This is a genomic window from Chromohalobacter sp. HP20-39 (genome assembly GCF_033052815.1).
Classification (GTDB): Bacteria; Pseudomonadota; Gammaproteobacteria; order Pseudomonadales; family Halomonadaceae; genus Chromohalobacter.
This window is the reverse complement of sequence record NZ_JAWHTP010000057.1, coordinates 1-701: the sequence shown is the minus strand read 5'-3', so window position 1 is coordinate 701 and position 701 is coordinate 1. Positions and strand designations below refer to the sequence as shown.

The window sequence follows — 701 nt, the reverse complement described above, 5'->3', positions numbered from 1 at the left end:
ATTTTTCCGTTCAAAACGCGAAAAAAACTCGCACCGAAATAACTGATATTCGTGCTGGAGGGTGACGTCTCGCCACTGTTTCTCTTGGTGGCGGTGAATTCCCATTCAATCGCTACGCCATCGTCGGATGAAATCGGTTGCGAGCGGAGTTTCATTTTTCGATCAGGCAAAATTTGCTTCAGAAACTGCGAGACTTCGGTGATGGATTCCGGCCCGGTGCGGGATGCTTCATTACTAGTATTGAAATAGACGACGTTGGAGTCGAGAACTTTTTTCATATCATTGGTTTTCCCGCTATTCCAAGCTTCAAGGTATTGTCGAACCACTTTCACATTCTCTGGCTCTTGTGCTTCCTGCGAGGTGGCGCTATAGGCGAACGGGGCCAGGATAAGAAACATGGCTCCCAACGCCTGCACTGAGCGATGGCGCAGGCCCTTTGAAGATTGAAATGAATGGGATGCCCAAGTGTGCTGCATGTGTTTCATAGTCGAGATTTTCTAAAGTCTGTTGAAATGAAGCCTGATTCAAAAAAATCGGTAGGTAATTTCTCTGCCATTAAGCTAATAAGGTTATGTTGTGATTGACTCCGAGTTGCTGTAACGGGACAGCGGATTTCTATATGTACTTCGGTGAGGAATATCGGTTAATAGCGTTGCTGAGATGGTGTATCCCCGTGTTGGTAATTGGCTCGAGACTCAGGC

Annotated in this window: 1 protein-coding gene; it reads right to left on the bottom strand. The window is 46.6% G+C overall.

What is annotated here, in order from left to right:
• A partial coding sequence (locus tag RVY79_RS16840; protein WP_317465620.1) for a nuclear transport factor 2 family protein occupies nt 1-476 on the bottom strand: 476 nt, incomplete at its 3' end.
• Between the last annotated feature and the right edge of the window lie 225 nt (nt 477-701).